The 14,108-nt window shown below is 33.5% G+C and carries 14 protein-coding genes; 1 reads left to right on the forward strand and 13 read right to left on the reverse strand.

Features of this window, described 5'->3' with window-relative positions; translation table 11 throughout:
* Nucleotides 1–205: 205 nt before the first annotated feature.
* The 5 genes from prfB to A9178_RS05260 all read right to left on the reverse strand — a co-directional run bounded on the left by prfB (nt 206) and on the right by A9178_RS05260 (nt 6,564).
* Nucleotides 206–1,307, reverse strand: a protein-coding gene (prfB, locus tag A9178_RS05245) for a peptide chain release factor 2 (RefSeq protein WP_156520704.1) whose coding sequence is annotated in 2 segments (ribosomal slippage) — nt 206–1,234 and nt 1,236–1,307 — 1,101 coding nt in all. Because the reading frame shifts where the segments join, the coding sequence is not laid out codon by codon here.
* A 68-nt stretch (nt 1,308–1,375) separates the two neighbouring features.
* Nucleotides 1,376–3,895 carry a preprotein translocase subunit SecA gene (secA, locus tag A9178_RS05250; protein ID WP_068673061.1) on the reverse strand — a complete coding sequence of 840 codons (2,520 nt, stop codon included), beginning with the start codon at nt 3,893–3,895 and terminating at the stop codon, nt 1,376–1,378.
* Nucleotides 3,896–4,180: 285 nt separating this feature from the next.
* Nucleotides 4,181–4,348 carry a hypothetical protein gene (locus A9178_RS18905; protein ID WP_156520705.1) on the reverse strand — a complete coding sequence of 56 codons (168 nt, stop codon included), beginning with the start codon at nt 4,346–4,348 and terminating at the stop codon, nt 4,181–4,183.
* Between the two features lie 321 nt (nt 4,349–4,669).
* On the reverse strand, nt 4,670–5,461 hold the full coding sequence (locus A9178_RS05255) for a YibE/F family protein (RefSeq protein WP_068673063.1): 792 nt from the start codon (nt 5,459–5,461) through the stop codon (nt 4,670–4,672).
* Nucleotides 5,458–6,564, reverse strand: coding sequence for a YibE/F family protein (locus tag A9178_RS05260; RefSeq protein ID WP_156520706.1), 1,107 nt, complete (start codon nt 6,562–6,564; stop codon nt 5,458–5,460). The genes A9178_RS05255 and A9178_RS05260 overlap by 4 nt, the downstream gene beginning before the upstream one ends.
* Nucleotides 6,565–6,932: 368 nt before the next feature.
* Here A9178_RS05260 and A9178_RS18565 point away from each other — a divergent pair, with 368 nt between their 5' ends.
* Nucleotides 6,933–8,918, forward strand: coding sequence for a diguanylate cyclase domain-containing protein (locus A9178_RS18565; protein ID WP_082918097.1), 1,986 nt, complete (start codon nt 6,933–6,935; stop codon nt 8,916–8,918).
* Between the two features lie 359 nt (nt 8,919–9,277).
* Here the strand turns inward: A9178_RS18565 and hpf are convergent, their stop codons facing one another.
* The 8 genes from hpf to A9178_RS05305 all read right to left on the reverse strand — a co-directional run bounded on the left by hpf (nt 9,278) and on the right by A9178_RS05305 (nt 14,067).
* On the reverse strand, nt 9,278–9,832 hold the full coding sequence (gene hpf / locus A9178_RS05270; protein WP_068673066.1) for a ribosome hibernation-promoting factor, HPF/YfiA family: 555 nt from the start codon (nt 9,830–9,832) through the stop codon (nt 9,278–9,280).
* Nucleotides 9,833–10,008: 176 nt separating this feature from the next.
* Nucleotides 10,009–10,362, reverse strand: a complete 354-nt coding sequence (fliT, locus tag A9178_RS05275; protein ID WP_068673068.1) for a flagellar protein FliT — start codon at nt 10,360–10,362, stop codon at nt 10,009–10,011.
* A gap of 1 nt (nt 10,363) precedes the next feature.
* The gene (gene fliS / locus A9178_RS05280) at nt 10,364–10,768 is read right to left on the reverse strand and encodes a flagellar export chaperone FliS (protein WP_068673070.1); all 405 of its coding nucleotides are present in this window, start codon (nt 10,766–10,768) and stop codon (nt 10,364–10,366) included.
* 124 nt (nt 10,769–10,892) lie between these two features.
* Nucleotides 10,893–12,353: a flagellar hook-associated protein 2 gene (locus A9178_RS05285; protein WP_068673072.1), complete on the reverse strand. Its 1,461-nt coding sequence runs from the start codon at nt 12,351–12,353 to the stop codon at nt 10,893–10,895.
* A 13-nt stretch (nt 12,354–12,366) separates the two neighbouring features.
* A complete protein-coding gene (flaG, locus tag A9178_RS05290; RefSeq protein ID WP_082918098.1) occupies nt 12,367–12,723 on the reverse strand; it encodes a flagellar protein FlaG in 357 nt (118 codons plus the stop codon).
* Nucleotides 12,724–12,794: 71 nt separating this feature from the next.
* On the reverse strand, nt 12,795–13,022 hold the full coding sequence (gene csrA / locus A9178_RS05295; protein ID WP_068673074.1) for a carbon storage regulator CsrA: 228 nt from the start codon (nt 13,020–13,022) through the stop codon (nt 12,795–12,797).
* Nucleotides 13,022–13,474, reverse strand: a complete 453-nt coding sequence (fliW, locus tag A9178_RS05300) for a flagellar assembly protein FliW (protein WP_068673076.1) — start codon at nt 13,472–13,474, stop codon at nt 13,022–13,024. The genes csrA and fliW overlap by 1 nt, the downstream gene beginning before the upstream one ends.
* Nucleotides 13,475–13,503: 29 nt before the next feature.
* Nucleotides 13,504–14,067 (reverse strand): DUF6470 family protein, encoded by a 564-nt coding sequence (locus tag A9178_RS05305; RefSeq protein WP_068673078.1) that lies wholly within the window; start codon nt 14,065–14,067, stop codon nt 13,504–13,506.
* Nucleotides 14,068–14,108 lie beyond the last annotated feature (41 nt).

Genomic DNA, 14,108 nt, shown 5'->3' on the forward strand with positions numbered 1-14,108 from the left:
AGTAAAGGACAATGATACCTTTTCAGTTTTTTTCGCTATACCTCATTGTTACCAAGGTATTTGGATAATTATGGCAAATTTATGAAATAATGGAAGGGGGTTTTTCCACCTATTAGAAAAAGCTATTTTAAAGGACAAGTTCTGACCTTTAAAATAGCTTAATTCATATCAATTAGCAGGAAAGGAACTGCTCCTGAATGAAGTATTACTTTATCTGTAATCGTAAGTAAGCATCAATAAATGGATCTAATTCCCCGTCCATTACAGCCTGAGTATTCCCAATTTCTGTATTGGTTCTATGGTCTTTTACCATAGAATATGGGTGGAATACGTAAGAGCGGATTTGGCTTCCCCAGCCGATTTCTTTTTGTTCCCCACGGATTGCCGCAAGTTCTTCTTGTTGTTTTTCAATTTCTAATTGATACAACTTGGATTTTAACATTTTCATTGCAGCTTCACGGTTTTTAATCTGTGATCGTTCATTTTGGCACGTCACAATAGTATTTGTAGGTATGTGTGTAATACGAACAGCCGAATCTGTTGTGTTAACGTGCTGACCACCTGCACCACTTGCACGATACGTATCAATTTTTATTTCTTCCGGTTTAATGTCAATATCGACATCATCATCCATTTCGGGTGTCACATCACAAGAAACGAATGAAGTATGTCTTCTTCCTGATGAATCAAATGGAGAAATACGTACTAAACGATGCACGCCTTTTTCTGCTTTCAAATATCCGTAAGCATTATGTCCTTTAATGAGTAATGTTACACTTTTAACCCCTGCTTCGTCCCCGGGTAAATAATCTATTGTCTCTACTTTAAATCCTTTATCTTCTGCCCAGCGCTGGTACATTCTTAGAAGTAAACTTGCCCAATCCTGTGATTCTGTTCCACCAGCACCCGGATGAAGTTCTAAGATGGCATTATTCGCATCATATGGTTCATTGAGTAAAAGTTGTAATTCAAAGTCATTAATATCATTCAAAAATGAAGTCATTTCTTCATTTAATTCATCAAAAAGTTCTTGATCCTTTTCCTCTTTAACTAATTCATACGATACTTCCATGTCTTCATATCGTTCTTCTATTCCCTCAAAATTGGTAATATAGTTTTTTAAGTTATTTGATTCGTTTATTACTTTTTGTGCAGCATTTTGATCATCCCAGAAATCTGGCTCTGTCATCATTTGTTCTAATTCTTTCACTCTTTCTCTTTTCCACTCTAAGTCAAAGAGACCCCCTAAAATCTTCAATTCTAGAAGCTATTTTGTCTAATTCATGTCTAATTTCAATTAATTCCATTTCATTCACCTCATGTTTAATTCAGGATGGAAGGCACTCCCTTAGCAGAAAAGGAGTGCTTTCTAATCTTATTCATTTTTGCCGTGACAGTTTTTGTATTTCTTCCCGCTACCACAAGGGCAAGGGTCATTACGACCAACATTAACTTTTTTCACGTATGGTTTTCTTACTTTTTTCTTCTCTTCACTTCCACCTGAAACGGCTTGAGTATTTTTAACTACCTCTTCACGTTGTAGGTTTTCACGAATTTGTGCTTTCAAAATATATTTGGTAGCTTCTTCTTCAATACTTGCTACCATATCTTCAAACATATGGAATCCTTCCATTTGATACTCACGTAAAGGATCGTTTTGTCCGTATGCTCTTAAATGAATACCTTGACGAAGTTGATCCATCTGGTCAATATGATCCATCCATTTCGTATCAACTGTACGTAATACAATAACTTTTTGAAACTCTTGAAATTGGTCTGATGGTAACTCTTCAGATTTTTGATTATATTTTTCTTTTGCTTTTTCCATTAAAATTTCTGCGATTTCATCACTTTCTTTTCCTTTCAAATCATCAACGGAAATATCTTCTGGATCCATTAAGTTACCATGTGCATATTCGACAATCGCTTGTAAGTCCCAATTTCCTTCATCATTATCTTGTGTATGCGTGGATACAATACGGTTGATGGTGGATTCCATCATATTTTCAATAATTTCACTCATATCTTCTGTGGCATCAATTATTTCAAAACGCTGTTTATAGATGATTTCACGTTGCTCTCTTAGTACATCATCATAAGAAAGAACTTGTTTACGGGCATCAAAGTTATTACCTTCCACTCGTTTTTGGGCAGACTCCACGGCACGAGTTACCATTTTACTCTCGATTGGTTGAGAATCGTCCATGCCTAAACGTTCCATCATATTCTTCAAATTATCCGAGCCGAAACGTCGCATTAACTCATCTTCCATAGAAAGATAAAATTGAGTGACCCCTGGATCACCTTGACGTCCGGAACGTCCACGTAACTGGTTATCAATCCGACGAGATTCATGACGCTCTGTACCAATAACAGCAAGACCGCCTAATTCCAAGACACCTTCACCTAGTTTAATATCCGTACCACGACCAGCCATATTTGTAGCGATAGTAACTGCTCCTTTTTGACCTGCGTGTTCAATGATTTCCGCTTCTTTAAAGTGGTTTTTGGCATTCAAAACATCATGTTTAATTCCTGCTTTTTTCAAGTAATTAGCAATCAACTCAGATGTTTCTACTGCTACTGTACCTACTAAAACCGGCTGTCCTTCTTTATGTCTAGTCTTAATTTCCTCTACGACAGCACGGAATTTCCCATCCATCGATTTATAAATTAAGTCCGGTCTGTCATCACGAATAATTGGTTTATTGGTTGGAATCGCAATAACATCCATATTATATATATTTCTAAATTCTTCTTCTTCTGTTTTCGCGGTACCAGTCATCCCAGATAGTTTATTATACATACGGAAAAAGTTCTGGAAAGTGATAGAAGCCAGTGTCATACTTTCATTTTGGATTTGTAAGCCTTCTTTTGCTTCAATTGCTTGATGCAATCCATCACTATAGCGACGACCTTTCATTAATCGACCAGTAAAGGAATCAATGATTACTACTTCTCCTTCTTGCACCATATAATCCACATCACGATGCATAGAAGCATGTGCCTTTAAAGCCTGATTAATATGGTGAGTTAAGGAAACATTGTTTAAATCAAATAAATTCTCAATTTGGAAGAATCTTTCTGCTTTATTTATACCCTCTTCCGTTAATTGAACACCTTTTGTCTTCTCATCATACGTATAGTCATCTTCTTGCTTAAGTGTAATGACGAAACTATTAGCTTGTTGATATAAAGATGCCGATTTTTTAGCTGAACCAGAAATAATTAATGGCGTTCTTGCTTCATCGATTAAAATAGAATCCACTTCATCAATAATGGCAAAATTAAGTTTCCGTTGAACCATTTGATTTTTATAAAGCACCATATTATCACGTAAGTAATCAAAACCAAATTCGTTATTTGTACCGTACGTAATATCACATTCGTATGCTTCACGCTTTTCTTCTTTTGATAAACCATTCGTATTTAATCCAACCGTTAATCCAAGAAACTCATATAACTCACCCATTTGTTTCGAGTCACGATCCGCTAAGTAGTCGTTCACTGTAATAATATGAACACCTTTACCCTCGAGTGCATTTAAATATGCCGGCAAAGTAGACGCGAGTGTTTTACCTTCCCCTGTTTTCATTTCTGCAATATTACCTTCATGAATGGCTATTCCACCCATTAATTGTACAGGAAATGGTCGCATGTTTAATACTCGTTTAGACGCCTCTCGCACGACAGCAAAAGCTTCCACAAGCAAATCATCCAAGCTTTCACCATTTTGACAACGTTCCTTAAACTCCGTCGTTTTTTCTTTTAGTTCATCATCTGATAATTTTTCAATTTGGGCTTCTAAAGCTTCTATTTGATCAACCTTTTTTTGAATTCGATTCAGTTGTTTTTTATTACCATCACCAAAAATCTTTGTGAGTAATCCTGCCATTTTTATATACGCTCCCTTAGAAAACTTGGCATTTAGTTAAATGCCTTCGTTGTTCTGATGCAAATTTTTGGGACGAGTCATCCAAGCCCCAGGTAGAAAGCTTTTTGCTTTCCTATCTGCGAATAAAAATCATAATACATCTATTATTTAATAATAACACTTCGCACAGAACTATGACAACCTTGTACACATGGATAGAAAAAGAGAGTAATCTGGGGATAGATTACTCTCTTAAGGAGTTGTAATTCGTGGACTTTTGGGAGAAAATTGGGGATTTTAGAGGAATTATTTAATAAGTAATCTACTTGCTGTGGTGTTATTTTGATTCATCATTAATTCCGTCATTTTTTTATTTGTAGAAGCTACAATTTTCACTAATTGACTAATGGTTTGTTCATGTTGGTAAATTTTATTTTGTAATTCCAGTAAAACTAATTTATCACGCTCATTCATATTTCTACCTCCTAGTTCCATTGACTTATTTTTACCACGTATAGTGCCTAAAGTACCAATTGCAAAAATGTAATTTTGGTATCGATTAGTTCTATAAAATACGCACTATTCATCATTATCTACTATAAACCAAATTATTTTATTAAAAATCGACTCTAATTTTAACCATTTTTGAAATTTGGGTAATCCTTCGACATTTTTCGCCATGCAACTACGATAGAAGAAGCAATAACCTTTTAGCTACGTACTAGAGCTACTTTTCAACGTAAAAAAACAATCCAATCTATGTTAATTGGACTGTTATAGTTGATAAGACCTGTCTTACCGTTGGATAATTTTATCATCACTTTGTTTACCCCTTATTTTAATTAAATAATGAGCATTAACGAGAGATGCAATGGGAATAATTAGGGCTATCCCAATCCCAGCACAAAATATCGTGATCATCTCAGCGCTAAATATTTTCGAATTAACGATTTCACCAAAAGAGTAAGATAAATCCTTATACCAAATAAGTAAAGCCATATAACCACCAATAAAAGCGAAGAATAATGTATTTGTATTGGAACCCAAAATATCTTTTCCAATAGTTAATCCTGATGTGAACAATTCTTTTTTACTAATGGACGGATGTTGATTAAAAATTTCCTGCATAGGAGATGTAATAGAGATTGCGACATCCGTAACAGCGCCAATAGTACTCATAATGATTACCGCAGCAGCAATTTTAACAAAATCTACCCCAAGATAAAGAGAGAATATAACACTAATTTCATCCATCTCCTCTTCCCCAAAGCCTTGAATCATGGCTTTTTTTGTTACAAAATATATAAATAATAGTAGAATAGCAACTGTAATAACGGTAGAAACAAAAGCTATTATTGTTTTATTGTTTACTTCATTAATATAAAAAAGATTGATGCTACTTATTACTGTACAAGCAATTAATGTGATAATAATTGGGTTAGCATGTGGATCCATCATGATAAATACAGAGACTAGAAGTACCGCAAAATTTAAAAACAAGGAAATAAAAGATCGCGCCCCTTTTTTTCCACCAATCCATATCATCGATACGAATAAAATGATTGCTAATAATACTAGTACATTCATAATTTTTCCCTCTTTCGATTAATAAAGAAAATAGATGTATATAGACCAATCGGAATGGTTAGAACAATTCCAATACCACCTGCTAGAGCACGGGCCAGTTCCAATGAAAGATTGATCGAAAGGGTAAAACCTAACAACGAATAATTTTTTAAATATAATATAAGCATTGGAATGGATCCACTTATATAGGCAAAAAATAAAATATTGGTCATCGTCCCCATAATATCTTTACCAATTTCTATTCCACTTTCTTTAAGAGCTTTAACTGATATATCGTTATTTTTGTTGTATAACTCAAACGTAGCAGATGATAACGAAATAGCAACATCCATTACAGCTCCTAATGACCCAATAAATAATCCGGCTAAAAATATTAGTCGATATGGTCTTGTCAAATATTGCATTTCTTCGTAGTAAAGTCCATTTTCAGAAGTTATCCGCATAGCAAGATAAGTAATCAAAAGGGAAATAAATGTCCCTAATAAGGTCGCAATAATAGCGGCATACGTTTTTTCATTAAAGCCGTTTACTAGTAACAAAGAAATAACGGTGAATAAAACAACGGTTATCCCACATATCCACAATAAATTCATATCCGTCCTAACATAGATATCCAATGCATACGACAATAAAAGTATATTCACTGCTAAACTGATACTAGCAAACAATCCTTGTTTTTTTCCAACAAGGAGCAATGTAAAGATAAATATCCAAGCCACAATAACTGTATATTTATCACGTTTTACATCTGTAATGTTTCCGGTTAATGTGGAACTTTCATTTGGATTTTTTTCAAAAGAAACAAATAACTCATTACCTTTTTCGTAAGGTTGATCATAGGCTCCAGATAATGAATACTCGTTTGTTAAATGGATAATCCGACCTTTTTCTTCGCCATTTTTTATTTCACCTATAATATGCTGGGTAAAAATACGATCTTCATTTCCATGTATATCCTTTAAATCGGTTGAATCTTCTAGATTTGTTTGGATGACTTTAGCAATTGGACGTTCATAGAAAGCGTAGTTGTGATACACAAAGTAAATGGAAGTAATAAAGCAAATAAAGATAATGGTATAAAATATAATATGATTTAATGACATATTCTTAAACTTATAAAAAATAACAATCACTCCAAACATATAAATAGAATGCAAGTATTTAAATAGATTAATGGCTCCAATACCCCACTAATATGTTAAGTAGACAATGAATCTCCAAGGCAGCAACAATGGAGATAGGATAGCAATAATAATTTTTGTGGTCAAGGGGAGTTATCCCTCGTTTTAGAATGTCTTATCATTATTGAATGATGGGACATGAAACATTGGAAAAAATCGTTTGAAGTTTATTTCATCGTGATATATTATAAAATACGTACTACGAATTAAGTACCAAAAGGGATTAAAATGAATGGTGCTTGGTCTTTTTTTATGGGAAAGAATGCTTCGGAAGGGAAGTTTATGTTAAATTGTTTAGTCGTATATTTAAAACATTTCGGATATCAAACTTTAAAGCAAGACTACGGTTTTGGTTTATTTGTTTTATTATATTATTAGTATTCACGGCCGCTATCCCATTTATTTTCGTTGGAAGACAACATAAAAAAGAGGACGCTAGTGTTGCAATAGAAAAAATGATTAATTTGCAACAAATAGTAATCAATAATTGGTTTGAGGAGAGGAAAGCCGGAATTAAGTTTATCTCTGAATTACCAAGCGTAAAGAACTTGGATTTGCCAAAAATGAAAGAAGAATTTGAAATATTTGATAAAAACAGTCCTGAATTTAATGGCATTGTATATGTAAATGAAAATGGTATAACTGAATTGGATACAACTGGGCCTATTGGAATTGATATATCCGATCGAAATTATTTTAAAGAGGCAAAGAGTGGAAATGATTTTATTACAGACGTATTGATTGGAAGAGAGTCTCGCACACAAATTATCATATTTTCTTATCCCATTTTTGATCATAATAAGCAATTTCGTGGTTTAGTATTCGGATCTGTCCCATTACGAACGATTACAAATGTTATGGGGCATTTTCAAGATGGCACAAGAGAAACATATTTAGTAAATAGAAATGGTATGTTAATTAGTGAATCACGTCAAGGTAAAATTGGGGAATTTATTAATTCAGAAATATATAGAGAAGCGTTAGCGAGGAATACGATAACTAAATTTTATAAAACTCATAATGGAAAAAAGGTGTTAGGAGATTATAGATGGGTACATAATGATCAATGGCTTATTATTGGCGAAATAACAGAAAAGAAGATATACGAACCATTTTATCAAATGGCAATGATGTTTTCGTTCGTAATTTTAATTATAACCTTCATTGGTTATAGATTTATCATAAAAATAACTGATCAAGTATCGGCTCCATTACATAAAGTATTAATAGCAACAAGGAAATTAGGCGAAGGTAATTTTAGATATCGGTTGGAGAAGAGTCAATTTAAAGACGATGCCATTGAATTTCAGGAGCTTTGCAATAATTTCAACCTTATGAGCGAGTTGATAGAAATTTATATAGACTATCTTGCTGAAAGTGAAGCTCGATTCCGTATGATTGCCGAAAATTCAAGTGATATAATTACTATTCATGATACATCAGGAAACTACCTCTATGTATCACCGGCTGGAAAAGAAATATTACAATATGAGGATGAAGAAGTTATAGGCCATGACGCCTATCTTTTTATTCATCCAGACGATATAGAAATGATAAAAAAGAATCATGAGACATTACTCAATAAAGGAAGTGTTGTCTCTACGTATAGAATACGAAGAAAAGATGGGGAATATCTTTGGTTTGAAGCCTCCCTTAAATGCTTACAAGTAAAAAAACCAGAAGATCCACAGTTAATAGCGATAGTTCGAAATATAACAGAAAGGAAAATTGCAGAACATAATCTTAAAGAGGATAATAGAATTTTGCATGAACTATCTACAAAGGATGGTCTGACAGGAATATGGAACCGACGAGTATTTGATGAACGGATAGCAACGGAATGGAATAATGCTTTACGGAATTCAACGCCATTATCAATCATTATGCTTGATATCGATTATTTTAAAACATATAACGATATTTTAGGTCATCAAGAGGGAGACGATTGTTTAAGGAAAGTGGCAAGTGTTATTAAAGATACCGTAAAACGAAGTGGAGATATGGTCTTTAGATATGGTGGAGAAGAGTTCATTATAATCTTACCGCAGACGAATCAGCAAGGTGCTGAAAAAGTAGCTGAAAATATTCGAAAAGCCGTGATAAATTTAGAAATCCCACATCCCGGTTCAAAAGTAAATAAGTATGTAACCACTAGTTTAGGAATAAATACGATAATACCTACTGATGACTGTACAATAAAAAAATTTATAGAAGATGCAGATAAAGCTCTTTACAAAGCAAAACAAAACGGTAGAAATGGTTTTAAAAGTTCATAAAAATTTAAAGTAATTATCCGATTAAGGCCCTCTTTTCGTAAAACGAATTAGGGCCTTTTTGGTGAATTGTACTCTATACTTTTTGGAAGGGTTTAAATAAGCTTCTATTTCCTAATAAATAACGGATGATGAACATTAAATACAAGGGGAATTTTCCACAATATATATGATTCTACTTCTCTCGGTTGACTTCGTGCGATTTCATGGAGTACTAAGCCGTGATAACGCTTCTCTCGGTTGACTTTAGAGGATTTCATGAGGTACTATACCGTGATATTACTTCTACCAGTTGAAACGTCAAAAAAAGACAACCCCTTATATAAAGAGTTGTCCTTTTATAAATCTATTAAACTTTCATTTTAAACAGTCGGTTCTATTAAACCGTATTTTCCATCTTTACGACGATATACCACATTAGATTCACCAGAACTATCATTTGTGAATACAAAGAACTCATGACCCAGCATATCCATTTGTAGAATCGCTTCCTCAGGGTTCATCGGTTTTAAATTAAATCGTTTTGTACGAACGATTTCAAAATCGTCATCATCTGCCAATTCATTATTTGTTATTTGTTTTTCCATTTTAGCAAAGGCATATTTAGGAGCTCCGTTTTGTCGAGATTTGCGATTTACTTTTGTTTTATACTTACGGATCTGTCTTTCTAGCTTATCCACTACTAAATCTATAGCAGCATATAAATCAAGATGTTGAACCTCAGCACGTAATAGTAAATTCGGCATAGGTATAGTTACCTCAATACGTTGCTCGTCATTATAGACACTTAAATTAACATGTACCTCGGATGCAAGTGGGGAATCGAAGTATCTTTCCATTTTACCAATTTTCTTCTCCACATATTCCCTTATTGCCCCAGTGACCTCAATATTTTCACCACGAATGTTAAATTTCATGTAAGTGTCCTCCTTTCCTTATACTTAAATTATACAATATTTCGACGTATTTTTCCTTCTTAAAGGTAAAGAAACTTTGTAAAAAATTTAAATATTTAATGAAAAGTTAACTAATTCTTCACATATCACTTATTCATTCGTTTTATATTTATTAGAAAGATTAAGAAACATTCCTGTTATTTTTTCTTATCTAAATACATACCATCCATTACTTGTACATTATGATAAGGATTCGTATAATTCTTATTCGATTTCTTTTGTCTATTCATTTGCTTCATTTCTATCTTCAACGTTGAAAATAATTGATCCATTAAATATTGAACTTCTTGATTTAATCGTACAAGTTTTTTCCCCAACTGATCCTCTTCCTCTGAAAAAGGTGGCGTTAGTTGTTCTAGTAACGGTTCTCTTTGAAGTAATAAGTTATTTAATTGTTCGATTCTAGCTTCTCTATCATTAGATGAAATATTTTCATCTAGAATGTTCTTCATTTTTACCGTTATATCAAAAACTGATTGTAGTCGGTTCATATTATACTTGGGCACCTTGCTTCATGTAGTTTTGTTTTCTAGTTTGAATGATTACTTGTTTCCAAGTGTCTCTAAATTCCGTTACTAAGCCTAGAACTTCTTCCAAAATAACTGGATTATTTTTCACATTGGCTTCTTTTAATTGGAAATGCATATATTCATAGAGCGGCATAATTTGGTTCGATATCTCCGCTTTAGAATCCAAAGTTATCATTAGTTCTTGTATGATATTTTGTGCCTTTTGGATGTTCGTATTTTTCGCTTCAAAGCTATTACTTTCAATGTCTTTCATTGCTTGCTTAATAAACTTCATACATCCATTATATAACATAAGGGTTAATTCCCCACCAGATGCAGTATTAACAGCATTATTTTGGTAAGTGCTGTATGCTTTATTGGTTCCCATATTAATTACGCTCCTCCGAAGGGTTATAGGAAGATGTTCAAAATGTTCGGGGAAAAAGTGACTCCGAAGTTCTTCACTGGCTTGCTTTTCATCCTCTTTTTTGAACACACACTATAACATTAATTTATTGGAAAAAATTATTCATCAACATCGCAGATTGATTATTCATAGTTGAAATTGCTTTTTCCATCGCCGTAAATTGTCGCCAATAGCGAGTTTCGATTTGTTGCAAGCGATCTTGGAAAACATCCATTCTGTTATCGATATCCTTTATTCGTTTTCCTAAAGTATAGTTTGATAACGTATCTGAACTTCTACCTGCCCGCTCATGGATTTGGGTTTTAAGAGTTTCCAACGAATCATCTATGTGATCCATAATCCCCTTACCATCACCATTACCAGCAAATAGTTTGTGAACACTATCCGGATCGGTTTGTAAGGCTTCACGTAATTTATCCTCATTTATTTCAATTTTTCCGCCGTCTAAATAATCTTTCGTTGTTGTCAAGCCTATTTGAGTTATTACATTATACGTACCACCTGTATCAACAGACTGATACCAATTTTGACGGAGATTTGTCATAGTAGAGGTAATAATAGAGTCTCCACGAAGAATTCCACTTTTTGCCTTTTCTTCCCAGAGTTCAATTTCTCTTTCCTCTAACTCCTTCTTCTGCTCCTCTGTAAGCGGTGGAAAATCACGATATTTTTCTTCACGTTGTGTTTGATTCATCATATCAATTAGTTCATTGTATTTCTCCACAAACTCTTTAATACGATCGACAGTAGTATCAATATCGTTAGTTAACGTAATCGTAGCCGGTCCTTCAGTTGTATTTTTAAATTCAAAATTTATACCATTTAGAGTATAATTGTTCTCTTTCGAGGTCACAGTATATGCATCATTATATTTAAATGTTGCATTTGTAGCATCTCTTTCTTTAGAAGAATCATGACCCATTTTAAATATCTCCGCAAATTTTTCATCAAATACTATTTCTTTTCCATTTCCTTCATTAGTATCATTATTATATTTACCGGTTCTTGTCGTTTCCATTATGACTTGATTCGTATTTTCATCATAAAACATCCGTACATTAATGTCGGCTTCATTAATTTTCTTAATTAAATCATCTAATGTATCGCCTTGTTCAATTGTATACTCAAATTCATTAGTGGGATCATTATCATTATCATTAAAAGTTTTCAATGAAAATGTATTACCCACCTTTTTAGATAAATCTGTGTCGGTAATTTTATCACTTACATTAATATATGACGTTGCTAGCTTTGTTACTTCAATCTTATACGCTCCCTCTGAAGATGTAGGGCTACCAGTAGCAGTCACCGCATTTTCTTGGGACGAGTTAACCGTTTTTGTGTTAAACGTCTTTGACAATTGCAAATCAAATGCCATATCATCAATTTTTTGGCGCAATGTATTTATTTCACGGAATTTATCACGTTGCCATTCCATCTTCGTTTTATCTTGTTCCATCTTATCAAGAGGCATTTTCTCGACTTTCATCAAGTCATTTATGATTGATTCCGTATCCATTCCTGTGGCTAATCCACTAATTCTCATAAGAAATTACTCCTTACACTTTTTTATCAATTAAAAATCCCATAAAGTCAGCCATTTCCGCGTACATATCTAATAACTTTCTAGCTGGGATTTCTCTTATTAATTCCTTTGTTTCAGAATTTACAACAGTAACATAATACCGTTCTAGTTTTTCATGAAATTCAAATTTAATATTTCTTCGCTCTGGTTTTAAAAAATCATTCAAAGCATTTACTGTTTTTTCTAATTCGGTTTTGTCCACTTTAGGATCAATATTTCCTGTAGGATTTACCCCTTCGCCCGATATTAACTTATCCGACATAGTAGAAGTTTCCTTTTTATATGGAACTTCCACTGTTTGTGTAATTGGCATTAATTTATCGATTGCCATTTTTACATCTCCCCTAAATCGTTTGATCACCATTAATATCGGATATTTCTAACTAAATTCAAGTCATTCACCTAATTTTTATTAGAATCCTTAAATAACTTTAATATATCTAAGGAAATATTAGCTGCTGCGTTATTCTGTTCTTTAATGTCTAAATAAATTTCTTTCCGATGTATTTCTACCGATTTTGGTGCAGCAATGCCTAACTTTACTTGATCCCCTTCAATCCCAAGTACTTTGATTTCTATATCATCGCCAATTTGGAGTGCTTCATTTTTCTTCCGAGTAAGTACAAGCATTATTTTTCGGCAACTCCTTCCAAAATTGGATTAGGGTCAATGGATGCTTTAGACGGATAAGCTTCCTGATTTAAAATATATTGTTTTCCGAGCATTTGATTGGAATTAATCACAATAGGGGCTTTTAAGTTGATGGTACTGGAATGAAATGGATCCTTTAAAGTGACGATAGAGAGAATCACAACTTCATCTTCACTATTAATTTGAAGAATTTCAATCGTGTTTTCGTCTAAATCAAAACTATAATCCTTATAAAGTAGAAAAGGATTGATAACAAAAAAAGCAGTATATGTGGACTCAACCGATTGTAATATTTGAAAAACTGGATTATCGGGTACATCCAATAGAACAAATTGTTTTTCATTAGGAAACCCTGGAATACCATTTGCGAAATAAATTTGTTTTTGCTCCTCTATTTCCATTTCACCTAAATATTTTGTTTGTAATTTCATTTCTTTTCACCTCTTATGGAACATCTTCTTTAAACCGTGATGTTGACAAAGTCAATTTGTAAATCCTCTTTTAGTTTTAGTGATGTTTCAACTGATCCTTTTTCATAATGAATGACTGGCTTATTAATCGAGCTCTCGATTATTGGTTTATTGACTTTCACATCCACTTGTACCTCTGCTGGTTGATAGTTCATTTTTACAGAAAAAGGAGAAGGTATGAAAGTGATTCCCAATCGTTTCATCGGTTCAAACGCATGATTAACTGCTTGGGATACTAATGGATCCCCTCCATTTTCAATCTGCATTAATTCAGCTCCCTCACTTGCACGTCTTCCAATCCCCTCCAAGGATTTACTCCTACCTTCTGCAGCAAAATCTTGAACCAATTGCGGAATCGTTTTTAAATTCATTTCGGCCCATGCTTGTGACTGGTCTATATTTAGCTTGCCAGGAGTCGTACGAATTGATAGTTCAGCAGGAGGTTGTTGAATGGAAAGATCTGCTTTCGGTTGCTGCATTTCTAATGTTGCATCCTTAATACTTAATTGGATTTGTGCATGTTGTGATTGCAAACGTATTTGCGGAAACTGCATAGATATCCTCTCCTGATTTTTTTATCTATCAAATAAAGGCC

It is taken from the genome of Oceanobacillus sp. Castelsardo (assembly GCF_001659985.1).
In the GTDB taxonomy this organism is placed as follows: Bacteria; Bacillota; Bacilli; order Bacillales; family Amphibacillaceae; genus Oceanobacillus.

Bases quoted from the DNA above. Each gene is read 5' to 3' on its own strand.
- secA (WP_068673061.1), bottom strand. From the start codon at position 3,895: ATGGCAGGATTACTCACAAAGATTTTTGGTGATGGTAATAAAAAACAA.
- A9178_RS18905 (WP_156520705.1), bottom strand. From the start codon at position 4,348: ATGAATGAGCGTGATAAATTAGTTTTACTGGAATTACAAAATAAAATT.
- A9178_RS05255 (WP_068673063.1), bottom strand. From the start codon at position 5,461: ATGAATGTACTAGTATTATTAGCAATCATTTTATTCGTATCGATGATA.
- A9178_RS05260 (WP_156520706.1), bottom strand. From the start codon at position 6,564: ATGTCATTAAATCATATTATATTTTATACCATTATCTTTATTTGCTTT.
- hpf (WP_068673066.1), bottom strand. From the start codon at position 9,832: ATGAAATTTAACATTCGTGGTGAAAATATTGAGGTCACTGGGGCAATA.
- fliT (WP_068673068.1), bottom strand. From the start codon at position 10,362: ATGAACCGACTACAATCAGTTTTTGATATAACGGTAAAAATGAAGAAC.
- fliS (WP_068673070.1), bottom strand. From the start codon at position 10,768: ATGGGAACCAATAAAGCATACAGCACTTACCAAAATAATGCTGTTAAT.
- A9178_RS05285 (WP_068673072.1), bottom strand. From the start codon at position 12,353: ATGAGAATTAGTGGATTAGCCACAGGAATGGATACGGAATCAATCATA.
- flaG (WP_082918098.1), bottom strand. From the start codon at position 12,723: ATGGCAATCGATAAATTAATGCCAATTACACAAACAGTGGAAGTTCCA.
- csrA (WP_068673074.1), bottom strand. From the start codon at position 13,022: ATGCTTGTACTTACTCGGAAGAAAAATGAAGCACTCCAAATTGGCGAT.
- fliW (WP_068673076.1), bottom strand. From the start codon at position 13,474: ATGAAATTACAAACAAAATATTTAGGTGAAATGGAAATAGAGGAGCAA.
- A9178_RS05305 (WP_068673078.1), bottom strand. From the start codon at position 14,067: ATGCAGTTTCCGCAAATACGTTTGCAATCACAACATGCACAAATCCAA.